The organism is Methylophaga sp. UBA2513, from assembly GCF_002341285.1.
Taxonomy (GTDB): domain Bacteria; phylum Pseudomonadota; class Gammaproteobacteria; order Nitrosococcales; family Methylophagaceae; genus Methylophaga; species Methylophaga marina.
The window spans coordinates 115,737-137,105 of the sequence record NZ_DDNT01000006.1; the positions used below are offsets into that span (position 1 = coordinate 115,737).

A 21,369-nucleotide genomic window follows, 5' to 3' on the forward strand; every position below is an offset into this window, starting at 1 on the left:
TCCTTACGTTATTCTTTAAATTTCGATCTGCCGACAACGCGGGCCAGAATATTGAAAAAGAGGACGAGTATTACAAGTACCAGAGAGGCTGCCCAAGCAAGCTCAATCTGATTCTCAAACGGCATGCCGGAGAAGTTGTAAATCAAAATGGATAAAGAGGCTGTTGGCTCTGCCAGTTCAGCCATGTAGTAATTACTAAACAAGGCAGTAAACAGTAACGGAGCTGACTCACCAGCGGCACCCGCTACAGCCAATATCACACCGGTCAAAATGCCGGGTAATGCTGTAGGTAAAACCACTTTTAATATGACTTGTGTACGCGTACACCCCATACCAAACGCGGCATCTTTCATTTTTTGTGGTACTTGTTTCATGGCTTCTTCTGCTGCCAAAGTCACCGTAGGCAACATCAGAACAGCTAAGGCCACACCACCTGCCCAGGCAGAGTAAGTCCCTGTTGTGATAACGATAACGGCATAAACAAAAACACCCGCCAGGATTGAAGGAAAGCCCGTCAATACTTTGGCTAAAAAGCGTGAGATGGTTGCTATTTTGCTGGAAGGATTAAGTATCGATAAATACAGTGCTGCCATAATGCCAATAGGAATACTGATGGCCGAGGCAATACCCACCATGGTTAATGTACCGACAATGGCATTACCAAAGCCACCACCCATTTCAAAACCAGCGGGTGGCAGGGCGGTAATCGCTTCCATATCCAGTCTGGCGCCACCTTGTACGAGTAGCATATAAATCACTGAAAATAGAGGGATACTGGCTAGAACAGCTAACAACCAAACTAAGGATGTCAGAAAGTAGTTTTTTAATGCCCTGACTTCAAAAATATTTTTTTCTAGAGCCGGTAACTGAATTCTTGGTGGCAATACCTGCTCTTCTAATTGTATTTGACTCATTTTTTACCCTCAAACTTACGCATGGTGTATTGCTGTACTGCCAAACCGACAACGTTGACCATAAAGGTGATGACCAGTAGAACCAGCGCGGCATACATTAAAGCCTGTATTTCGATTTCACCTGCTTCAGGGAAAGTAGAAGCAAGAAGTGACGCTAAGGTATTGGCCGGAGCAAACAGTGAAACATCGATATTGTTGACGTTACCAATCAACATGGCGAGCGCCATGGTTTCACCAAGAGCGCGACCGAATCCAAGCACTAAACCAGCCAAAATGCCGGAAGAGGCTGTAGGGAGCATTACTTTTAAAATGACTTCCCACTTGGTAGCGCCCATACCGTAAGCGGCTTCTTTCACTTTGTAGGGGATACGGCGGAAAGCATCTGCAGAAATCGCTGCTACGGTAGGTAAAATCATAATAGCGAGTACCAATGCCGCAGGAGCAAGACCTGGACCACTCAACTCTGTGCCAAATAGGGGAAACCAGCCTAAGGTGTCATGTAACCACTCAGCGCCAGGTCTTATCAATGGAATCAGTACATAAATGCCCCATAAACCATAAACAACAGAGGGGATAGCTGCTAACAATTCGATGACGGTTCTGAAAATCATTTCGAACTTAGCGTGTACAAATCCTTGAGTCAGGAAGATCGCTATTGAAACACCTAATAAACCACCCAGAAGTAAAGCTAAGAGCGAACTATATAATGTGCCCCAAATTTCAGGTAACACACCAAACACCCCTTGGTTGGTATCCCATGTAGTACCAGTAATAAAGCCAAGGCCATGTGTTTTGATGGCCGGTAATGCCTGTGAACCTAATTCAAAAACGATATAGGCAACCAAAAGGACAATCGATAGGGCGCAAAAATAAGCAAAAGAACGAAATACCGAGTCTTTTAAGTAATCCGTCGATGATGGCGGAGCAGACAGTGTTTTATCACTGCTGGCTTCTTTAAATGGATCGTAAACCATGTGCGTTCCTATCAATTATTCATTCGTGTTTTTAAACATGTTTTATGGCGTGTAAAAACAGAGAAAATGCTGCAAGGACTTTCCAGCCTTGCAGCATTTTTATCTGAGTTTTCAACGATGTGATTACTTGATCATTTTCGCTGCGTTGCGAACTTTCTCAACCACGTTTTCTGGTAGTGGGATATAACCCATTGCTTCAGATGATTCTTGACCTGTTGTTACCATGTATTCGATTAAGTCACGTAAAGCTTTTGCTTTATCATCTTCTTGATCTTTGTAGACCAACAACCATGTGAACGAGGCGATTGGGTAAGCATCTTCACCAGCAGGGTCAGTAGACCAAGCACGTAAATCAGGTACATCACTACCTGGTAAATTACCTTCTGGGAACGTTGTTGTTGCTAATGCAGCAGCACCTGTTTCACCACCGGCTTCAACGAATTTACCTTTTTGGTTTTCAAGAATAGCGGTTGGCATTTTGGTTAATTTTGCAAAGCCATATTCAATGTAACCAATTGAACCAGGCGTTTGTTTGATAGTCGCTGTCACACCATCATTTTTTGGCGCTTTGACGATTAATGCAGAAGAAGGCCAGTTAGGTGATTTAGCTGCACCGATAGTTTCTTTAAATTCTGCATTGATGGCAGACAAGTGGTTGGTGTAAACATAACTTGTACCACTTGAGTCAGAGCGAACGACTACAGTGATTTTTTCGTCAGGTAATTTAACACCTGGGTTGGCTGCTTGGATTTTTGGGTCATTCCATTGAGTGATTTTGCCCATGAAAATGGCTGGGTAAACATCACGTGGCAGTTTTAATTCTTTAACACCTTCCAGGTTGTAAGACAGAACCACTTCACCGGCTGTCATTGGTAACAGAATCGCACCTTTTTTGACTTGCTCGATTTCGCTGTCTTTCATCGCCGCGTCACTTGCTGCAAAGTCAACTGTTTCATTGATGAAATCACGAATACCTGCGCCACTACCTTTAGATTGGTAATCTACACGCACACCATCAGTTTGCTTGCTGTAATCTTTAAACCATTTGTTATAAAGAGGGGCTGGAAAACTGGCACCAGAACCGTTCAACTTCAGTTCGGCATGTGCAGCAGTTGATGACATCGCACCAACAAGGGCAGTGATAAGAAAAACTGACTTTGCATTTTTTGCAAATAGTTTCATAGAAACTCCTGACTAGTTAATTAAGCAATAAAAATCTTTAACTCGAACAGAGTATCGGTCTTAAGTTAAAGATTTATGACAAAAGCAAATTTAGTCAGAATTTTTTATATCAGTAGAAGGTTGTATCTAATAATTTATATTAAAATCAATTATCTATAGATCTTTTTGCTTATTAATAATGTATCAATGTCAGTTTTTTTAATTCGTCTCTTTTCACAAAATGGATAAATTAAAGTGACATTATGACTAAATAGAGCGTCATTATTAGGGACTCTATAGTCTTAATAGCAGTATTGTTACTTCTACTGAATTGCAAACATAAGTAATCTGAAGGCAATCCAGACAAAGCCAATAGTTGTAATAATAAAGCTCAATGCTGAGAATATTTTCCAGATAGTTTTATTCCAGAAATCGATATCAAAAGCGGCAATCACAAAAATGGTTGGGTTAGTGAATCCGCCAATGGCGAAACAAAGACAGGCGAACTTTGATAACTCAATATCGGCCCCAGTCGCAGCGCCATAAAAAACCTAAGCTGAATAATGCCATGAGTGCATAATCTACGTGAGCCCTGATCATGGTTTTGTAATCGACTAAAAAGTCGCCGTCTATCCCTTTGATGGGAAACCATCTGGCAAATGTCATTAACCATGCCGATAGAATCAATGCTGCAATCATAGCAACAGCACCTATTAATAAAACATTCATTTCTCTCTCCTTTGTATTGGAGAGCATATTAAAAATGATTACATAGCTGGCAGCAGCTGATAATTACCCCAGATTTTCAGGTAAATAGCCCATTATCTCTACATAGCGGTTAGTCGCATGCGATTGGAGCTTTGTGTCGCTAGAGGAGCGGAGGGGAGTTTAGTAGAAAAAGTAGCACCATTAGCTCTCTCAATTTGAACGTCGAAAATAGTTTTGTTTCGGCTTTTATGATGGTGGGATTCAAACATTCGCTAAGAAACATGACATGACTCGAACAATGCCCATTTTTGCTACTGAGATATAAACGCTGCCATTAAACTTATTGCTCACATTGTGATTTTTTTCATGGAGTTAATATGCGTTTTTCTTATTTTTTTATTCCTTTAGCATTTGCCTTACCTAACTTAGCAAGTGCCAATACTTGTGAAGTAGAAATTACTGCGGGTGATTCATGGTCATACAACACTAAGACAATCACTGTGCCATCTGATTGTGATGAATTTACTGTCAATTTCACGCATACAGGTAAGCTATCTAAAGATGGGCTTGGTCATAACTGGGTATTAGCCAAGACTTCAGATGTGAATGCCATTGCTCAAGCCGGTGCACCAGAAGGGCTCGAAAATGATTTCCTTCCAAAGGATGATGAGCGTGTGCTCGCATTCACACCGATCATCGGTGGCGGTGAAAGTGCCTCAACAACCTTTAAAACGAGTGTGTTAAATAAAAATGAGGACTATAGCTTTTTCTGCTCATTCCCTGGTCACACATTTATGATGCGCGGCACCGTGAAACAAGCAGAATAAAAATACCTTTCAGCTTCCTCTTGTATCCCCTGTTATAAAGGTGTGGTGGTTTGCCGCCCACCTTTATCTTTTTATTTAATCGTCAGCTTTTCTATTCGCCATCCCCACTAAGTCAATTTTCATTGACAGTACTCCCTCGCTACATTCATCAAGACAAGCACCGCAACGAGTACAATCACTTGAAGTAACGGATAAGGCTTGTTTGGACACTACGGGAGCCAGTACATGTGGTTCAGGACAAACAGCAACGCAACGTGAACAGCCACTGGTATCACAGCTTTCTGTCGGTGTGGATGTCACTTTGAGTCGACCATAGCGTCCTAAAATGCCATAGAAAGCACCTACTGGGCACAGATGGCCGCACCAGGCACGACGACTGACAAATAAATCAAACAAAAACAAAGCGCCTAGCAGCATCGCCCCACTTAAAGAAAACCATATTAACTCTCGCTGGAATCGTGTAATAGGGTTCACTATTTCCCACGCCAAGGTCCCGCCTAAAAAAGAAAGCACCAGAGATAAGGCTAAGATCCAGAGTCGTAAATGACGCGATAAATTCATATTGCCTTTAACATTGAGACGTTTACGTAACCAATAGGCTAAATCAGTCAGTAAGTTGATGGGACATACCCAGCTACAGTAAAGACGACCGGCAAAGAAGGCATAAAATCCTCCGACCAGTATCGCCCCCATAAGCGCGGGCAAGGCAATAGGGGAACCTGCAAAAAAAGACTGGAGAAGAATAAAAGGATCGGTCAGTTTGAGTTGTTCAAACCAGAGACTAGACGATAAATTGCCATCAGCAATCTTGCCATAACCCGGTATTGCAACAATAAAGGCAAGTAAAATGGAGATTTGTACGATACGGCGCGTCAACAACCAGCGATGCCGATAGAGACCACGCTTCAGACGATGTAACATACTTAGCTCCTCCCAACGGCATTCCTGCCAGACAAGCCTAAGCCCAGTTCGCGTGGAAGTACGCGAATTGCTGCTTCAGACAAGACACAATGTTTTTCACAGGTGCCGCATCCAGTACAGATGTCTGAATGCACGGTAGGAATCATCAATTTTCCTGCCTCAGTCTGGATAGGTTCAATGGTGATGGCTTCATCACGAATGGGGCAAACTCGCCAGCAAATACTACAGGTCAAACCTTTGTAATTGAGGCAGGTTTCATGGTCAACAAGTACAGCGACGCCCATATCCGCTTTTTTTATATCGGTCATATGACGATCAAGTGCACCGGTTGGGCAGGCCTTGGCACAGGGAATATCGGTGCACATCCGGCACGGTTCTTCTCTGGCTACAAAATAAGGCGTGCCTTGTGGAGCAGGGTCAGCCCAACTGGCTAACTTCAGAATATCGTAGGGGCAGTCTTCAACACATAAGCCACATCGTATACATGATGAGTCGAAGTCCAGATCCGGCAATGCGCCTGGTGGGCGAAGCGCTTCTGCAGCGCGTGCTGGACGGGATAGAATCATGGATTGTCCAATGATGGTACCCACCAGTACCACTCCAAAACGTTTGAATAGATGACGAAAGGTTTCCCGTTTTCCGGGATCGTCTAATTGATGGTTAGTGTCTCGTTGATTTTCTGCCATTAGTACCTCCAGCAGATAAACAGCAAATATCAGGGAGCTACCGTCATTTCGGCTCTGATAACCGGATGTATCCAGCATTGCAAAAGGTAATCACCGGCTGCTGGAATAGTCAAGCTGACGGTTTCTCCCGGAAGCTGTACGCCTAAGTTCACCACTTTGCCATCGGGGTAGGTGACATAAATACTGTGTGCGATATTCGCTTTGTTATGAATCAGTAGTTTGTCATTGACTTGCGGGGTAAAGTGCCATTCATCGAAATCGTGATGGGTCAGCGATAACTCTCGAATAATCTGTTCTGAGTCGCTTGCTTGTTCGGCACTGGCAACGGGTAGAATGAGCGTACTCATAATGCAAGCTATAGTCATGAGCCAAAGTGTTACTTGTCTGTTCACGTATGCTACTCCTCGGGTAATTCGGGTGGAGAAAGTGCTAATGGACCACCATTTAAGGTTTTCAAAAAGGCAATCAGATCGGCTTTTTGTTGTTCAGTTAGTTCAAATGGCGACATTTCTTTAGACAGGCTGGGACGTTTGAGACCACCGTCTTCATAATGTTTGATCACTTGCTCCAGATTGGTCATGGAACCATCATGCATAAAAGGTCCGTTTTCTGGCAGATCACGTAAGGTCGGGGTTTTAAAAGCATGCTGCATAATCGTCACCTCGACAGGGATGGTATTGCCACGACCCAGATCCGGGCTATCCAGCCCAATGTCATGGAAACTATCATCAGTAAAACGCCATGACTTATGACAAGCGGCGCACTGGGCTTTATTGTTAAATACTTGAAAACCACGTTGAGCACTGACACTGATAGCTTCATCATCACCTTCTACCCAACGATCAAAGCTTGAAACATTGGAGACCAAGGTACGTTGAAAAGTCGCTAATGCCATCGCAATGCGCTGTGTAGTGATTTCTGCATCACCATAGGCAGACTCAAATAAGGGGCGATAACCTTTAATTTCACCTAGTCGCTGAACTAATTCATCCATGTTGTAGTTCATTTCGTGTGGCGTGGTGATGGGAAGCACTGCCTGCGCTTCCAGTGAGTTGGCTCGGCCATCCCACATTAATGCTTTAAGCCAGGCGCTGTTCATGACAGTGGGCGTTCGTCTCGGCTGCTCAAGTTCTTCCGAACCCAGCGGCACAACGCGGCCATCGCTCCAGCGATGATCCGGTGAGTGGCAGGTCGCACAGGACATACCTTTATCTCGGGACAAACGCGGGTCAAAAAACAGGGCTTTACCCAGCGTTGTTTTTTCTATAGTAAGCGGGTTGGAGTCCGGCGCCGGAATGGCCTCGGGACGTTGATAATCACTCCGCTTGATTGTGTCATCAGCCAAACTGGCATGCACGGAAAATACCGTGCATGCCAACATGACGAGGATTCTGATCTTCATGATGTAAGAATGCCTCAGGCCAACTTAGCTGGCTTTACCAACGACTGGTGAGATGGTGCAGTGATAGGTCATATCATCATTTTCTGCACCGAAGCACCATACGATGTCGTTGGAGAACTCAGGACGGTAAACCGGCAGTTCACCTTCTGTGTTCAGACACGCACATTGACCACAGGTTTGCTTACCACAGCAGTCACGGTAAGCGATCAGGTAAGTCTGACCGTCACCCGGGTTGTAACAGCTGGCCACCCATGAGCTCGGTGACAGGCTGGTGCCCGGAGGACAGGAAGTCAGCGTACCACCACAGCAGTCACAGACGTTCCCGTCGATAGAACAGTGCCGCCAGTAGTCACAGGCTTGTGGATCCTGATCCTGTGGTTGCCAACCTGCTCTGGCCGCATCCAGGTCACTGGCGTCAGCGGCGTGGGCGCTGTTCAGACGACCACGGCGATCAACTGGCAGCAAGGGAAGCAGTGTCGCACCTACCAGGAAGCCACCCAGTTTACCCACGAAGCCACGACGACCGGTTTTGTTTGCGGTACGACGGCTCAGTTTCTCAATAGCAGCGTCAAATCCTAATTTCTTTGTCATTTGCCTTCTCCGTTATGTTTTTTGGTTCTACTCTCAAATCAATGATTAGTGCAGTTGCTCGCCCACTGTCACTTCCTTGGCAGTAGAGCTGTCTTTGAGGTAGCTCTGCAGTGAAGCGTGACCCAGTCGTACGGTTTCAAACAGGCTTTCAACATGCTCACGTGTGTTGCACAGACCTTTGCCTTTTATCACGCCATCGGCATCCAGCAGTACACCGTAAGGGACTTTGGAAACCTGGTAGCGCATGCCAATTTCTGGTGAGTTCACGTAATACTCATTTTTCAGTGGGTGGTTGCTCAGGAACTCACGGTGTTCAGCAGCCGTACCGTCACTGATCAGAATGACATCTGCGCCTTCACTTGCTGCGACATCACGAATAATTGGCAGCAGCTTGGCACAAACAGGGCAGGAAGGACCGGTGAACATCAACAGGCTTGGACGTCCAGGCGTGATAGCGCGACCGACCAGCAAGTCTTTTTCATCGGTGAAGGTTTTCACGTTGAACACAGGTGATTTGTCACCAATATCGGGTCCGTGATCGACCATCATGGCACCCAGTGGTGCTGACCGTTCGTGTAGCAGACCAATTTGGCGAATAACACCTACCATAAGTGCAGCCAGAGCCAGAAAAGCTGCCCAAAGCAACACATTTGAAGCAATAAGAATATCGAAACTCATTGTAAATTTTCCTTACTAAAAAATTAAGTTCTTGATTCACGGGAATTTGGCAATCCCACCATCACATCTGCAGCTATATAAAGCATGGCCAGCAGTGCTGCTGAGGCCATACCAATCAGCCACGATGCGAGGGAGATATTGGCTATTTCCAGTGAACTAAAAGCGATGTAGATGCTGACGCCGGCAAGAAAGAGCGCACGCAGCACATGGAACATGCCGATTCGGCTCCGACTGGTCGGACGTCTTACACAACCGCAGTCAATATGGGTTCGGCCCCTGCCGACATTGATGGCCAATGCCAGCGAGAACATCACGAACAGTCCCACTGCTACCCAGGCAGCTATTTCACGTACAGGCGGCACCATCAAAGCGACGGCACATGCCAGTTCAATCCAAGGCAGAAGCTTGGCTACCGGTTTAACCAGAAAGCCCGGCAACAAACGGTAGTTGTCGACCACACCCTGGAACTCGTCAGGGCTACGCAACTTGGAAATGGCTGCTACCGCCAGTACCAGCCCCACAAAAAGTGTGGCCAGTACTGACAGGGCAGGATCGTTAGTAAGCCAGTTCATGTCTTACTCGCTATCCTGAGGCAGGGTGAGAATGTGCGGATAGCGGCCGAGTCCTGCCGTTTCGCCGATTTTCTTACCTGTCTTAGCATCAAAGGTGTACAGAGTCTGTTCGTTAGCGGATAAGGCGAACAGATACGGTTTGTCGTCCTGGCTGACAGCAATGGAATCGATTTCATGGTTCAGTTCCATCTTGCGCAGGCGTTCACCGGTATCGGCGTCGACTACAAACACGTAACGGCTTGGTGTTTTGTGGGTGAATTCACCACGCTGATCTGCCAGCAGGTACAGTTCATTACTGTCGTTATGAACAGTGACCAGCTGCCAGCCACCTGGACGCCATCTGTCTGCTTTCTCTTCTTCAGTGAAGACTTCGATAGGCTCCTTGAATTCAGCGCCATCAGCAGTCAGGGTTGCCCGATAGATACGGCCTTCGTAATCCGGCCATACCAGACGGTTAGTGACATCCGAGTAGTAAGGCTCATTGACCAGATAACTGTCTTCCGGATGGAACACTTCGCTGTGAGTCTGAGTGGAATTACCCTCATCGTCGTAATTGATTTTCAGCATTGAACCGTCACGGCAGTGCATATACACGTTCTGTTCCGGTGCCGGGAACAGGTGGTAACAGTCCGGGGTATCCATCATTTTGACGAACTTGTTTTGTTCCAGATCAACCAGACCCACTGCCGGTATCGGTGAAAACTGCTGGAACATCATGTGCTTGTCATCAGTGCTCAGCGTTGCCATGTGGGTAAAAACAGCGGTCAGGAAGCGACCTTCAGGGATATCAATGTCTGCTGTCACATCGTGAGTCTGTGTATCAAAGACTTCGATGTAATCATCACGGTTACCCCGGGCGATGCGGTCATACCAGGTGTTAGCAATCGCCATGAAGTTACCCTGGTCACCGAGCAGCACATGAGGCAGCTTACCGGCATCAGACATACCCAGGATCTTGTTGTTGTTACCGTCGATGGTGAACACCTGAGAGGTCATCTGGAAATGGCCAGGGTCAGTGACATAAACACGCTTTGAGTCACTGGCTGGGGCAACTTCAATGGTCTGTTGTTCAACAGCAATATCAGCTAGTGCTGGATAAGTGGTAGCCATCAGCGCTGCCGTAGCAATGCCCCCTGCTAGACTTTTTTGTCGCAGCTTTGATTTAAGGTTAAATAGTGTCATATCTTCTCCAAACTATTTTGGTTTATTATGAGTTAAGGATGAGGTCTCACCTGTGTTTACAGCGATAACATGGTTAATGCGGCTGCACCGATTGACAGCAGAAGAAACCCATCCAGTTCAACAGCACGTTCCTGCCATTTCGCTAGCCAAGCTTGAACGGACTGGTTGGAAATAGGCAGAAAGTTCACCGCAACAGGCAGACAGCGCCCGATGTTGAAGATGGCGATGATAGTGATTGCTGTAGTGACATCAGCACTCAGCAACGCAGCACCGGTCACGATGTAGAGGATCGGTGTCTGTACGTAAGTCAGGTAGTTCATCCCCAGCGCATAGCCATAAAGCAGGCCAATTGTTGAGGAGCGAAAACGAAAACGAGCATCATGTGGAACCTGAGCTCGACGCTGTGGGTAGGGCATTTTTAGAAAGCCAAGTTGATGTGCCCCATAACCAATTGCTAGTATCGCCAGTCCCATTATCATATGACTGAAAGCTAACTGTTCGAATAAGAAAGCACCCACTAAACCTAGTGCACCACCCAACATGAGTGCACCGATGGCATAGCCAATCGCATGAGTAATGAAGGTGGGGGTCCAGCGAGCGACTGAACCAAAAGAATATTTCCCGGCTGGTCGCAGCAGGCTCAGGCTTGAGTACCCACATGGAGACCAAGTGGATAACAGGCCACCAACAAAAGTTAAAACGAAAAACATTGCCGTCAGCATCGATGACGCTTGTGTATTCAGTGCAATGCCTGTTGCAACACCTATGGTTATTGCCGATAACATAATGGCAAATCGCTGTCCTGATGATTTTGACTCAGAAAAACTAATCGCATCAGGCACACATGTTGAGCTGTTCTCAACAGTCGATGTCTGGCTATAATCACCAGCGTGTGTATCTGCTCTCACTCTCTACCTCCTCGGACCTGCCGGTCACTTGTTGTTGATGAAATAATTTCGTAACAACTATAGCCAGAGGGAAATCCCTGCCGTATCAAAAACTGGCATTGAAGTATCAGAATGGGGATAACTACTATTGATGTTGCCGATTCTTGCTAGTCAAACGCTATTTCAATTGAAACTTTGTGTTAACGGCATAACACAGTGAGGATGTTATCTAACATGTGAGTGGATGAGTGATGATTGGGCTAACTGTCTGTTTTACCTTCGATAGTCTGTCATCTGCTCAATTCTTCGCTCATGCCATGATGGTTCATCGATGGTCTGAGTGATGATACTGGTCCTCTCCCTACAGCCATGATCAAACTCAGTTCATTATTCAGACTGACATATTGCCGATTTCTACTATTAGCTATCCCAGAAAAGGCCTATTATCGTAAGTGCCAGTTATCAACCTGATAAAAATAATAAGACAGGTAAACCAATATATTCTTAATAAAAATAATAAGTTATGGTTTGTTTGATGGCTTGGTTCCGAGGGAGAGAAATATGAATCAAGAAAAGATATGGGTAGATGACGACCTAGCTAAAATTGAAATAAAAGCAGTACGCTCTAAATTAACTGATGTCTTAGAGCAAGCAGCAGCTTTGCCAATGTGGTCACAAGATTACACGCAACTAGATAAAGGGCAGTTTTCAGGTACGGTGACCAGTGTTGCTTGTCAGGGAGTACAGATCTTTCGTGAAGCGATGAATCGTTCTGTGGATGAGCTTGCCAGTCCACCACCAGGCAGTTATGTGATTGGATTACCAACTATTGTTGAGGGTGAGGCTTTATGGTGTGGCAGTAAGCTAGACAAAAATTCGCTGATTACTCTGGATAAAAATGATGAACTCTTATTCAGGACTTCACATTCGTCTGAAATCAATGTTGCCGTCATTGCTGAGCAAAGGCTAGAGGAATATGCAGAAAGAGTAGAAAAGGTGGATCTTCGCCCCATTATGGATAGGGCAAATCCAGTAGAGGCGCTTCCTCCTGCTATACAAAGCCGTTTGTTGGCAATCTTATACATCGGCACAGAGCATATGGCGAAAAATCTTGATGATGGCACCAGTCATCCAAACAGTTGGCGACACTTTGAAGATACCGTTTTCAGTGTGTGTGTGCAGGCACTGTCAGCGGTCAGCAACAACAACGGCCGACGACATGAGTACAGAGTACATCGCTATATCGTCAAAAGTGTACGTGAGCTCACGCTAGCCCAGCATTGTGATCCCATTACCATTGGTGAAATTTGTACCACTCTGAATATTAGTCGCCGGACATTGAACCATGCTTTTCAGCAAGTGCTTGGCATCACTCCTGTTGCTTATATGCGAAATATTCGTCTTCACAAGATTCGGGCTGAGCTTCAATACAAGTCGGAGCAAATCAGTAATATCGCCTGTGTGGCATCGCATTGGGGGTTTTGGCATATGAGTTTGTTCGCACGTTATTACCGTGAGCTATTCGGGGAGTGTCCGAGTGAGACACTGGAGCGATCACGGCTTTGATTACGTACGCCCAATCATAATTATAGAAACTTAGTATATCCACATCATTTAAGGAGACAGTTAAATGGGGTCTTTTAGTATTTGGCATTGGCTCGTTGTTCTGGCGGTTGTAGCGCTTGTTTTTGGCACCAAAAAATTACGGAATTTAGGTGGAGATTTGGGCGGTGCTGTCAAAGGATTTAAACAAGCGATGAGTGAAGAGCAAGACATCAGTGTTATCGATCATGCTGTCAATCAAACTGACAGTGTGAATAACAAAGCCAGGCATAAACAGTAACACCAGCGTATTTGACTATGTTTAATATCGCCTTCCCCGAGCTTATCGTCATTCTATTGGTATCGCTGGTTGTTATTGGTCCCGATAAACTTCCAAAGGTAGCGCAGACTCTAGGTGTGATGGTGGGGCGTATTCAACGGTTTATGACGGCTGTTAAAGACGATATCGATCAAGAAATGAGATCTGACGATCTTTTACGGTTGCAGGAAGAGCTAAAACAACAAAAAGAAGGCTTGAATGATGAGCTTCGTAAAGGCATGCAGCCGGTTGCCGAAGTGATTCGCCGCTCTGAAACGCCTGCTTCAGAAACAGCCAGGGAAAACCCTAGTGCTACAACAACCAAAGTCGCTGAGCATAAAAAAAGTGTGACCCAACAGAAGGAATCGCTAAGTGAGTAGTAAAGAAGAATTTTTCAGTCACTTGTTAGAACTTCGACAACGATTGCTGAAAATTGTGGCTGGGATTTTCTTCATCATGCTCGCATTATTTCCCTTTGCAAATGATATTTATCAGTTTTTGGCAACCCCTTTACTACAAGCTTTGCCAGCAGGGGGACAAATGATTGCCACTGAAGTGACTACCCCTTTCTTTGTTCCTCTCAAGGTGGTGATGTTAGCCGCCTTTATCATTTCATCTCCCTATACGCTTTACCAGATCTGGGCTTTCATCGCGCCTGGTTTGTATAGCAATGAGCGCCATCTTATTGCACCTTTAGTCATCACCAGTGTTTTTCTATTTATTTGTGGGATGGCTTTTGCTTTTTTCTTGGTCTTTCCTGTCGTGTTCGGTTTTATCACCAGTACAGCTCCCGAAGGAGTCGCGGTGATGACTGATATTGGTAAATATTTAGATTTCATCATTGTGCTTTTTATTGCTTTCAGCCTGGCATTTGAAACACCTATCGCGGTGGTACTGATGGTCGCGGCTGGGATGGTAAGTGTGACGGCATTGAAGCAAGCGCGTTCCTACGTCATTGTTGGTGCGTTTGTTATTGGCGCTATTATTACGCCGCCTGACATTATTTCTCAGTTTATGTTGGCTATTCCCATGTGGGTGTTGTACGAAATTGGCATATTAGTCGCCCATGCCTTACAGCAAAAAAAGCATCATCAGTATGAGCATACATCCTGAAAGTTAATGATTAGCCTACTCTTAAAATGTCTTTCATGTGCTCCTTGCTGAATGGGGTTTAAGAGCAACACCGTTTGATTGAAGCGTATGTGATTCCTTTGGAGAAAGGGGGGGGGATAATTGCGCTGTAATAGAAAATGTGACAGATTTGTCCACCGTAATTAGAGTGCTCTGAGATAGCTCTGGCATCAGCCAGTGTTCGGTATGTGACATGTCGGGAATAAACAATGCATTTTTCCATTCAACAACGTTTTAGCATCTGGGCTGGACTCGGGCTTCTTAGCGTTGTTTTGATGGCGGTCTTGGTCGGACTATGGCAGTTTGACAAGATAAAACAAACGCTTGCTGCTCAGAGTTATGAGGTGACACGTGGTCAGGTTGAAGACTATCTTCAGGTACTGGCTAGTGATACAGCCGGGGAATTATCTACACCGCTTTTATCTGCAATGCATTCAATACAGGGTGTTGCCTCTGCAATGAATGCTGTTGTGAAGTCCGAAGGCAACCATGATAGACGAGAGTTGGCCATTCGCATGCTTGAGCAAACTTTATCGGACCACCCAAACTTTCTGGCGACCTACGTGGCTTTTGAACCCAATGCACTTGATGGGGCAGATAAACTGGCAAAACAGACAAAGGGAAGTGATGCTGCAGGTCGCTTCATGCCCTATGTGACGAGAGACAATAATGATTTTATGGTGGCTTTGCTGGAAGGGTTGGAGGACAAAAACCTGGATGAGAACGGCAACAGAGTTGGGGAATATTATCTCTGTTCAAAAGAGAGTGGCAAAAGTTGTGTAATTGATCCCTATCTTTACCCTGTAGATGACAAGGAAGTCTTATTGAGTAGTCTTGTCGCTCCGATAAAAGTGCATGAGCAATTTATCGGTATTGCTGGTGTGGATATCTCTGCCAGCTTCTTGCAATCAGTGATCAGTGACGTTGAGTCACGACTATACGATGGCCGGGGAAGGACATTATTGGTCAGTCCCAGAGGTGTGATCTCAGGACATAGTCAACATCCTTATTTAATTGGTCAGAACTTGAGAGTGTTGGAAGCATCAATACGCGACAATCTCAGAGAAGTGGCGGCCAGTGATGAAACCAGAATTCTACACTCCAAGCAACAATTCATCGTCATGAAACCATTCCATCTGCCGGGCAATGAGCAACGTTGGATTGCATATATGGAAGTACCCGAAGAAATTGTGATGGCTGATGTAATCAAGCAAAATCAGTTCCTTGAACTCGCACAAGAACGGTTTATAACGACAACAACAATATTAGGCTTATTTCTTTCACTACTTGGGGTGTTTACGATATGGCTGGTGGCTCGCAAAAGTATCCGACCACTGACAGAAATGACCACACTGGTGACTTCCATAGCTGAAGGAGAAGGCGATCTCACACAGCGATTGAATATTAGTTATCGTGATGAAACAGGCAAACTATCTCTTCTATTAAATACCTTTATTGAAAAGCTACAAAATCTGGTTAAGCAGTTGCTTCCAGTTGCCAGTGATGTCAGTGAATTATCTTCGGAAGGCCGACAGATCAGTGTAGAAACGAGCATTCAGATGTTAGAACAAGAAAGCCTGATCGAGGATATGGTACTGATGATGAATGAGATGGCTGCATCAGCACAGCAAATCGCTGCAAGTGCTGAACGAACATCACAATTTGTGCAATATGCTAATGATGCAACAACAGTAGGGACAGAAGTTCTTCAAAAAAGAACTGTAACCATTGATCACATCAGTCAGTCGGTTCGCCAGTCGGAAGTTGCCGTGCAGAGTATGGCAAAAAATGTCGATAATATATTGAAAGTTATCTCAGTTTTTGATGAGATTGCACTAAAAATCAATCATCTGGCGAGCCAATCCACAGATAATCCTACGGTCAGTAAGAATAAAGCTGAGTCAGACCCCGTTACAGAGCAGATTAGAAATCTGGCGAGTCAGACTCACCAGGTTGTGGCTGATATGCGTAAGCAACTAACCATCATGCAGCAAAGTAATCAGCTAGCATTAAATACAATAGATCTAAGCGGTCAACACGTATCAGAAACAGTAGAGTTGGCACAGCAGGCAGAATCAGCGTTAAATGATATTAATCAGGCTATCGAAGAAGTGACTGAAATGACGCTGGAAATTGCTGCAGCCACAGAACAACAGTCAGCCGCTTGTGATGAAGTTAATCATAATCTTTCCGAGGTTTCGCGACTGGTGCACCTGACCTCAAAAGGAGCGCAACAATTGCGTGGCGTGGGGAATGAACTGGATCTAGCTGCTGGCAGACTGCAAGAGAAACTGGTGTTATTCAAGGTTTAGGTTTTTTTCCAGCTCTGATATGCTGGCAAATGGATTCATAACCAAGCCGGCCTTCTTATGATTGGGAGAAGGTGTTTGATAAACAAAATGGCGCGCCTGACAGGAATCGAACCTGTGACCCCCAGCTTCGGAAACTGGTACTCTATCCAACTGAGCTACAGGCGCGTGAAGTTGAGCCGAAGATTATACGGACTTTGCCCGTAATCTGCTACGGCTCACAGTGTCTTTTACCAAGAGAGTGATAACACTCTCTTGGCATCAATCAATTAATAGCGTGGGTTAATTTTTTCCAGCTTCCAGATATCGTTGTTGTACTCTTCCATGGTTCTGTCAGTAGAGAACATACCGCTATTGGCACTGTTCATAATACTCATTGCAATCCAGCGTTCTTTGTCTTGATAAACTTCTGCGGCGCGTTGTTGGGCTTCGACATAGCTATGGAAATCGGCGACGGTCATCCACGGATCATTGGGGCTGGTAAAGGCAGCAATGATGTCATCAAAACAGCCTTCTTCACATTGGTTGAAGTGTCCAGACTCCAATAAGTCGACAACACGTTTCAGGTCAGCATCGTTATCAATAATAAACCGTGGATTATATGTTGGTTTAAGCTCAGTTACTTCATCTTCAGTCAGGCCGAACAGGAAGAAGTTTTCTGCGCCGGCTTCATCACGAATTTCAATATTGGCACCATCGAGCGTACCAATGGTCATTGCACCGTTCATCATAAATTTCATATTGCCTGTACCAGAGGCTTCTTTACCGGCAGTAGAAATTTGCTCAGATAAATCAGCTGCAGGACAAATCACTTCCATGGCTGAGACCTGGTAGTTTGGCAAAAACACGACTTTTAACAGATCACCCACATCCGGATCATTATTTACTGTACTGGCGACATTATTTATCAATTTAATGATACGTTTTGCCATGACATAACCCGGTGCGGCTTTGCCACCGAATAGGACACAACGTGGCGTCATGTTTTTCGTATCGCCACGTTTGATACGGTCATAGAGATGAATAACATGCAGGATGTTAAGTAACTGACGTTTGTATTCGTGAATACGTTTAACCTGAATATCAAACATCGCTTCAGGATTAAACTCGACGCCGCAGCTATCTTTCACTAATTTTGCCAAGCGCTGTTTATTAGCAAGTTTAGCCGCATGCCATTTCTTCTGGAACGTTTTGTCATGGGCATACTCTTCCAGTTTTTTCAGCTCGGTGAGTTGAGTAATCCATTTATCACCAATGGTGTCTGTAATCAGTTCACTTAAGTCCGGATTACACCAGGCTAGCCAGCGACGTTGGGTTACACCGTTGGTTTTATTATTGAATTTATGCGGCCAGAGTTCATAAAAATCATGGAATAAGCCTTTTTTCAGTAACTCAGAGTGCAAGGCGGCGACACCGTTTATCGAGTAACTGCCGATAATGGCAAGATGGGCCATGCGCACTTGCTTTTCATCGCCTTCCTCAATAATCGACATTCTTGCTAATCTGGTTTTATCTCCCGGCCAGCGTCTGGCGACTTCACGCAGGAAGCGGGCATTAATTTCGTAAATAATTTCCAGAATGCGTGGCAGCAGACGCCCAAACATATTGACCGGCCAGCGCTCCAAAGCTTCTGGTAACAGAGTATGGTTAGTATAGGCCATCGTGTTGGAGGTGATGTCCCAGGCTTTATCCCAGCTCAGTCCATGTTCATCCATTAATAAACGCATGAGTTCGGCAACTGCCACAGTAGGGTGAGTATCATTTAGCTGGAAACAATTTTTCTCGGCAAAATTATCGAATGACTCACCATGGGTGGTGACCCAGTAGTCGATAATGTCTTGCAAACTGGCTGAGGCTAAGAAGTACTGCTGGCGTAGACGGAGCTCTTTACCATTCTCGCTGGCATCATTCGGATAGAGCACCATGCTGATATTTTCAGCTTCATTTTTAGCCGCCACGGCTTCTGTGTAGGAGCCGGAGTTGAAGTCTTCCAAGTTGAACTCATCAGTGGCACCGGCTTTCCATAACCGCAGCACATTAACAGTGCCATTTTGATAACCGGGGATGGGCAGATCAAATGGGATAGCTAAGACATCATTGGTGTTTACCCAGTGAACACGCATATCACCACTATCACTTGGATGATACTCGGTATGACCCCCAAATTTAATGCGCTGAGTAAATTCAGGCCGCTCCAATTCCCACGGGTTACCATCTTGCAACCAGTGATCAGGTTTTTCTACCTGAAATCCATTTTCGATGCGTTGTTGGAACATGCCATATTCATAACGCAGACCATAACCTGTTACCGGTAATTGTAACGTGGCACAACTATCTATGAAGCAGGCGGCTAAGCGACCCAAGCCACCATTACCGAGACCGGCGTCATGTTCCATTTCAATCAGGTTTTCAAAATCCAAATTCAGCTCATTCAATGCTTTGGTCGTTTCTTTTTCCAGGCCTAAGTTGAGCACGGCATTACCCATGGCTCGGCCCATCAGAAATTCCATTGATAAGTAATAAGCATGTTTACAGTGCTTTTCTGCATAGGTGTGCTTGGTGTGTTTCATTCGGTTGAACAGGCGATCTCTTAATGTCAGTGCTAATGACGAATAGAGATAATGACCCGAAGCACAGCCTTTATCCTGAGCTAAGTGTGTACCGTAATAACGTTTGAAATCTTTGATGAGAGCATCGCTATTCATTCCCAGTTTTTCAGTGTCGAATAATTCCGGGGCGGGGTTAGCAGTACATGCGTAACGTGGGCTCATAGACAGATCCTTAAATTATTTCAGCGTTTGTTTGGATAGATGGGAGAAAACCCATCCCGATTAGGCATCTTTACCTGAGGTAGTGTGACTTCATTGAGTTCCACATCGTTCTCGAGTATATCATCCTGATTTAAAATATAAGCGCAAAGTGCGTAGATTTCATTACTACTCAAAGAAAAAGGTGCTGAGGGGGGCATGGCTCGCCGAATGTAGTCATAAAGTGTTGTTGCATAAGGCCAATAGCTATTTACGGTTTTCTCTGGGTAGTCATCCGTGAGCGAGCCAACGTAACCGACCAGCGGCATAGCGCTGGCGCCGATGGCACCAAATCCATGACAGCTGGCACAGTGCTGATTAAATAGTTGTTTGCCTTGCTCTGCAGTGCCATGTCCCACAGGTAAATTTTTGCCATCAGGGGTTATAGTAAGGTTCCATGCTGTTTGCTGTGATTGTTGCACAGCATCTTTACCCAATGGCTGGACTAATGGCTCGGCGACAAGTGCTGGAGAAAACAGTAAAAAGAATAGAATGTGTCTATACATAAATATGACTAATCTGACCGTCTTCATTGATTTCCCAGCTGACAATCGCGTTGTAATGAAAAAAACTATTGTCACCGCGCTCTGAAATGAGCGTATTTCGAGATGGTTGCTGATAACCCGTTTCATCGGTAGCTCGGCTTTGTAATATTGCGTATTGACCTTGCCACTGCCACGGCAGACTAAAACGAGTAAAAGCTCTATCTAAAACAGGATCGCTTAGTTCTGCTTGGACCCATGTATCACCGCCATCTGCTGATACCTCGACTTTGCGGATTTTGCCATTACCTGACCAGGCAAGCCCGGTGACCTGATAAATGCCGGGGTTATCCGGCAGTGTCATCCCAACTGAAGGACTGGTAATAAGTGACTTGGCTTGCATAGTGAAGCTGAATTGTCTTGCTTTACTTGTAGGCAGTAAGTCAGTGTACTGGGCCGTTTCATCCCGGGTCATCGCAGGTTGATCAACTAACTTTAACTGTCTTAACCACTTCACATTGACGATGCCTTCCCAACCCGGGAGTAACAATCGAACCGGATAACCATTTTCAGGTCGCAGGCGTTCGCCGTTCTGGTATAGGGCCAAAATTGCATCATCGAGTAATTTTTCAATGGGAAGGCTCACATTTAATGCGGCACCATCCGCTGCTTCAGCAATGGCCCATTTCGCTTCAGCTTGAATGCCACATTCATTTAAGAGCAGTCTGAGTGGAACACCAGTCCACTCGGCATTAGAGACAAGGCCATGCACATAGCCTGCAGCTGATTGAATGGGAGCGCTACGCCAGCCAGCATTACTATTGCCTCCGCACTCGATAAAGCAGATTTTTGTTATTTGCGGGTAGCGTTTTAAGGCATCAATCGAAAATGTTAGTGGCTTGTCTACTAAACCATCAATCATGATTTCATGTGAGGATGGATTGATATCAGGCACACCATTATGGTGCCGTTCATAATGCAAACCATTAGGCGTAATAGTACCTTGTAACTCTTCTAATGGTGTCCATGACACACCATTACCGGGTACGTTTGGGTTGGCAGATATCCAGCGAATAATATCTTTTTCGTAAATAGAAGGTTGACTATAGTTACTGAAATTCGCTCCCGCTTTCAGCATAGAGTCGGGGAGGGGTTGCTGTAACTCTGCTGAGACTGGCTGTGCTTGCACAGGTAAGCTGAAACCGAGAAAAACACTACTCAAAGCCGTACCTTGTAGAAACTGGCGTCGGCTTTTAAGTAGTGATTTATTCATTTA

The 21,369-nt window shown here is 45.3% G+C and carries 22 protein-coding genes and 1 tRNA gene; 6 read left to right on the forward strand and 17 right to left on the reverse strand.

Going from position 1 to position 21,369, the window contains the following annotated elements; all coding sequences use genetic code 11:
• Positions 1-8 precede the first annotated feature (8 nt).
• The 4 genes from pstA to B3V56_RS02375 form a co-directional block, all read right to left on the reverse strand.
• On the reverse strand, positions 9-914 hold the full coding sequence (pstA, locus tag B3V56_RS02360; RefSeq protein ID WP_286303668.1) for a phosphate ABC transporter permease PstA: 906 nt from the start codon (positions 912-914) through the stop codon (positions 9-11).
• On the reverse strand, positions 911-1,888 hold the full coding sequence (gene pstC, locus B3V56_RS02365; RefSeq protein ID WP_289244475.1) for a phosphate ABC transporter permease subunit PstC: 978 nt from the start codon (positions 1,886-1,888) through the stop codon (positions 911-913). Before pstC ends, pstA begins: the two co-directional genes overlap by 4 nt.
• A gap of 123 nt (positions 1,889-2,011) precedes the next feature.
• Positions 2,012-3,070: a phosphate ABC transporter substrate-binding protein PstS gene (gene pstS / locus B3V56_RS02370; protein ID WP_286303670.1), complete on the reverse strand. Its 1,059-nt coding sequence runs from the start codon at positions 3,068-3,070 to the stop codon at positions 2,012-2,014.
• 495 nt (positions 3,071-3,565) lie between these two features.
• Positions 3,566-3,778, reverse strand: a complete 213-nt coding sequence (locus B3V56_RS02375; protein ID WP_289282036.1) for a hypothetical protein — start codon at positions 3,776-3,778, stop codon at positions 3,566-3,568.
• Positions 3,779-4,134: 356 nt separating this feature from the next.
• Between B3V56_RS02375 and azu the strand changes: the two genes are divergently transcribed.
• Positions 4,135-4,584 (forward strand): azurin, encoded by a 450-nt coding sequence (gene azu / locus B3V56_RS02380; protein WP_286303672.1) that lies wholly within the window; start codon positions 4,135-4,137, stop codon positions 4,582-4,584.
• Between the two features lie 75 nt (positions 4,585-4,659).
• On the opposite strand, the gene napH is transcribed toward azu, so the two are convergent.
• The 9 genes from napH to B3V56_RS02425 are packed head-to-tail and all read right to left on the reverse strand — an operon-like array spanning position 4,660 to position 11,524.
• Complete coding sequence (napH, locus tag B3V56_RS02385) at positions 4,660-5,505, reverse strand: quinol dehydrogenase ferredoxin subunit NapH (protein WP_289282035.1); 846 nt, start codon at positions 5,503-5,505, stop codon at positions 4,660-4,662.
• A 2-nt stretch (positions 5,506-5,507) separates the two neighbouring features.
• Entirely contained in the window at positions 5,508-6,191 is a 684-nt protein-coding gene (napG, locus tag B3V56_RS02390) for a ferredoxin-type protein NapG (RefSeq protein ID WP_286303674.1), read from the reverse strand.
• Positions 6,192-6,220: 29 nt separating this feature from the next.
• Complete coding sequence (locus B3V56_RS02395) at positions 6,221-6,538, reverse strand: hypothetical protein (RefSeq protein ID WP_289244472.1); 318 nt, start codon at positions 6,536-6,538, stop codon at positions 6,221-6,223.
• A 50-nt stretch (positions 6,539-6,588) separates the two neighbouring features.
• Complete coding sequence (gene mauG, locus B3V56_RS02400; protein ID WP_286303676.1) at positions 6,589-7,593, reverse strand: tryptophan tryptophylquinone biosynthesis enzyme MauG; 1,005 nt, start codon at positions 7,591-7,593, stop codon at positions 6,589-6,591.
• 24 nt (positions 7,594-7,617) lie between these two features.
• Positions 7,618-8,184 (reverse strand): methylamine dehydrogenase (amicyanin) small subunit, encoded by a 567-nt coding sequence (mauA, locus tag B3V56_RS02405; protein ID WP_286303677.1) that lies wholly within the window; start codon positions 8,182-8,184, stop codon positions 7,618-7,620.
• A 45-nt stretch (positions 8,185-8,229) separates the two neighbouring features.
• On the reverse strand, positions 8,230-8,862 hold the full coding sequence (gene mauD / locus B3V56_RS02410; protein WP_286303678.1) for a methylamine dehydrogenase accessory protein MauD: 633 nt from the start codon (positions 8,860-8,862) through the stop codon (positions 8,230-8,232).
• A gap of 23 nt (positions 8,863-8,885) precedes the next feature.
• The gene (locus tag B3V56_RS02415; protein WP_286303679.1) at positions 8,886-9,434 is read right to left on the reverse strand and encodes a MauE/DoxX family redox-associated membrane protein; all 549 of its coding nucleotides are present in this window, start codon (positions 9,432-9,434) and stop codon (positions 8,886-8,888) included.
• A 3-nt stretch (positions 9,435-9,437) separates the two neighbouring features.
• Positions 9,438-10,616 (reverse strand): methylamine dehydrogenase (amicyanin) large subunit, encoded by a 1,179-nt coding sequence (gene mauB / locus B3V56_RS02420; protein WP_289244471.1) that lies wholly within the window; start codon positions 10,614-10,616, stop codon positions 9,438-9,440.
• A 56-nt stretch (positions 10,617-10,672) separates the two neighbouring features.
• Positions 10,673-11,524, reverse strand: a complete 852-nt coding sequence (locus tag B3V56_RS02425) for a methylamine utilization protein MauF (RefSeq protein WP_286303681.1) — start codon at positions 11,522-11,524, stop codon at positions 10,673-10,675.
• Positions 11,525-12,064: 540 nt separating this feature from the next.
• Between B3V56_RS02425 and B3V56_RS02430 the strand changes: the two genes are divergently transcribed.
• From B3V56_RS02430 to B3V56_RS02450, 5 genes are all read left to right on the forward strand, one after another.
• Entirely contained in the window at positions 12,065-13,069 is a 1,005-nt protein-coding gene (locus B3V56_RS02430; RefSeq protein ID WP_286303682.1) for a helix-turn-helix domain-containing protein, read from the forward strand.
• Positions 13,070-13,133: 64 nt separating this feature from the next.
• A complete protein-coding gene (gene tatA / locus B3V56_RS02435; protein ID WP_286303683.1) occupies positions 13,134-13,346 on the forward strand; it encodes a Sec-independent protein translocase subunit TatA in 213 nt (70 codons plus the stop codon).
• A gap of 17 nt (positions 13,347-13,363) precedes the next feature.
• Complete coding sequence (tatB, locus tag B3V56_RS02440) at positions 13,364-13,744, forward strand: Sec-independent protein translocase protein TatB (RefSeq protein ID WP_286303684.1); 381 nt, start codon at positions 13,364-13,366, stop codon at positions 13,742-13,744.
• Positions 13,737-14,477 (forward strand): twin-arginine translocase subunit TatC, encoded by a 741-nt coding sequence (tatC, locus tag B3V56_RS02445; protein WP_286303685.1) that lies wholly within the window; start codon positions 13,737-13,739, stop codon positions 14,475-14,477. The genes tatB and tatC overlap by 8 nt, the downstream gene beginning before the upstream one ends.
• A 227-nt stretch (positions 14,478-14,704) precedes the next feature.
• Positions 14,705-16,807, forward strand: coding sequence for a methyl-accepting chemotaxis protein (locus B3V56_RS02450; RefSeq protein WP_289282030.1), 2,103 nt, complete (start codon positions 14,705-14,707; stop codon positions 16,805-16,807).
• Positions 16,808-16,895: 88 nt separating this feature from the next.
• On the opposite strand, the gene B3V56_RS02455 is transcribed toward B3V56_RS02450, so the two are convergent.
• The 4 genes from B3V56_RS02455 to soxC all read right to left on the reverse strand — a co-directional run bounded on the left by B3V56_RS02455 (position 16,896) and on the right by soxC (position 21,366).
• Positions 16,896-16,972, reverse strand: a tRNA-Arg gene (locus tag B3V56_RS02455).
• A gap of 101 nt (positions 16,973-17,073) precedes the next feature.
• Positions 17,074-19,575 (reverse strand): glycogen/starch/alpha-glucan phosphorylase, encoded by a 2,502-nt coding sequence (locus tag B3V56_RS02460; protein WP_286303687.1) that lies wholly within the window; start codon positions 19,573-19,575, stop codon positions 17,074-17,076.
• Positions 19,576-19,595: 20 nt separating this feature from the next.
• Positions 19,596-20,144, reverse strand: coding sequence for a c-type cytochrome (locus tag B3V56_RS02465; protein ID WP_289283931.1), 549 nt, complete (start codon positions 20,142-20,144; stop codon positions 19,596-19,598).
• Positions 20,110-21,366, reverse strand: coding sequence for a sulfite dehydrogenase (soxC, locus tag B3V56_RS02470; protein WP_289282025.1), 1,257 nt, complete (start codon positions 21,364-21,366; stop codon positions 20,110-20,112). The genes B3V56_RS02465 and soxC overlap by 35 nt, the downstream gene beginning before the upstream one ends.
• Between the last annotated feature and the right edge of the window lie 3 nt (positions 21,367-21,369).

Coding starts and splice junctions, on each gene's coding strand:
- azu (WP_286303672.1), top strand. CDS start 4,135: ATGCGTTTTTCTTATTTTTTTATTCCTTTAGCATTTGCCTTACCTAAC.
- pstS (WP_286303670.1), bottom strand. CDS start 3,070: ATGAAACTATTTGCAAAAAATGCAAAGTCAGTTTTTCTTATCACTGCC.
- B3V56_RS02460 (WP_286303687.1), bottom strand. CDS start 19,575: ATGAGCCCACGTTACGCATGTACTGCTAACCCCGCCCCGGAATTATTC.
- B3V56_RS02465 (WP_289283931.1), bottom strand. CDS start 20,144: ATGAAGACGGTCAGATTAGTCATATTTATGTATAGACACATTCTATTC.
- tatA (WP_286303683.1), top strand. CDS start 13,134: ATGGGGTCTTTTAGTATTTGGCATTGGCTCGTTGTTCTGGCGGTTGTA.
- B3V56_RS02450 (WP_289282030.1), top strand. CDS start 14,705: ATGCATTTTTCCATTCAACAACGTTTTAGCATCTGGGCTGGACTCGGG.
- B3V56_RS02415 (WP_286303679.1), bottom strand. CDS start 9,434: ATGAACTGGCTTACTAACGATCCTGCCCTGTCAGTACTGGCCACACTT.
- B3V56_RS02375 (WP_289282036.1), bottom strand. CDS start 3,778: ATGAATGTTTTATTAATAGGTGCTGTTGCTATGATTGCAGCATTGATT.
- mauB (WP_289244471.1), bottom strand. CDS start 10,616: ATGACACTATTTAACCTTAAATCAAAGCTGCGACAAAAAAGTCTAGCA.
- B3V56_RS02395 (WP_289244472.1), bottom strand. CDS start 6,538: ATGAGTACGCTCATTCTACCCGTTGCCAGTGCCGAACAAGCAAGCGAC.
- mauG (WP_286303676.1), bottom strand. CDS start 7,593: ATGAAGATCAGAATCCTCGTCATGTTGGCATGCACGGTATTTTCCGTG.
- B3V56_RS02430 (WP_286303682.1), top strand. CDS start 12,065: ATGAATCAAGAAAAGATATGGGTAGATGACGACCTAGCTAAAATTGAA.
- napH (WP_289282035.1), bottom strand. CDS start 5,505: ATGTTACATCGTCTGAAGCGTGGTCTCTATCGGCATCGCTGGTTGTTG.
- tatB (WP_286303684.1), top strand. CDS start 13,364: ATGTTTAATATCGCCTTCCCCGAGCTTATCGTCATTCTATTGGTATCG.
- mauA (WP_286303677.1), bottom strand. CDS start 8,184: ATGACAAAGAAATTAGGATTTGACGCTGCTATTGAGAAACTGAGCCGT.
- napG (WP_286303674.1), bottom strand. CDS start 6,191: ATGGCAGAAAATCAACGAGACACTAACCATCAATTAGACGATCCCGGA.
- pstA (WP_286303668.1), bottom strand. CDS start 914: ATGAGTCAAATACAATTAGAAGAGCAGGTATTGCCACCAAGAATTCAG.
- soxC (WP_289282025.1), bottom strand. CDS start 21,366: ATGAATAAATCACTACTTAAAAGCCGACGCCAGTTTCTACAAGGTACG.
- mauD (WP_286303678.1), bottom strand. CDS start 8,862: ATGAGTTTCGATATTCTTATTGCTTCAAATGTGTTGCTTTGGGCAGCT.
- pstC (WP_289244475.1), bottom strand. CDS start 1,888: ATGGTTTACGATCCATTTAAAGAAGCCAGCAGTGATAAAACACTGTCT.